A 456-nucleotide genomic window follows, 5' to 3' on the forward strand; every position below is an offset into this window, starting at 1 on the left:
CCAGGCCGACCCGTCGATGCTCTGACCGGCGGCCGCCACCGCTTGCCGCAGCGCGGCTACAGCACCCGTTCGATCCATCGTTGCGGTTCGTCGATCTCGTCGGGCAGCGGCAGGGTGTCGGAGCTGGACCAGATCGTGTTGAAGCGGGCCATCCCGACCTCCCCCACCACGTGGTCGACGAATGCCTTGCCCCGGGTGTACTGGCTGATCTTGGCATCGAAGCCGAGCAGCGCGCGGACCACGCGCTGCAACGGAGGCTGCTTGCGCTGCCTGCGTTCGTCGAAGCGACGCCGGATGGTCGAGACCGTGGGCACCACCGCCGGGCCGACGGCATCCATCACGTGATCGGCATGCCCCTCAAGCAGCGTGCCCAGCACCAACAGCTGATCGAGCGCGCGGCGCTGCGGTTCGGCCTGCACGGCGCGCATCAGGCCGAGGACACCGCTCGAATTCGGG

The 456-nt window shown here is 69.1% G+C and carries 1 protein-coding gene; it reads right to left on the reverse strand.

What is annotated here, in order from left to right; translation table 11 throughout:
* Window positions 1-56: 56 nt before the first annotated feature.
* Window positions 57-456 (reverse strand): zinc-dependent metalloprotease (locus RM590_RS35615; RefSeq protein WP_311708958.1); only part of this gene is annotated, 400 nt, incomplete at its 5' end.

Source organism: Streptomyces litchfieldiae (assembly GCF_031845365.1).
GTDB lineage: Bacteria > Actinomycetota > Actinomycetes > Streptomycetales > Streptomycetaceae > Streptomyces > Streptomyces litchfieldiae.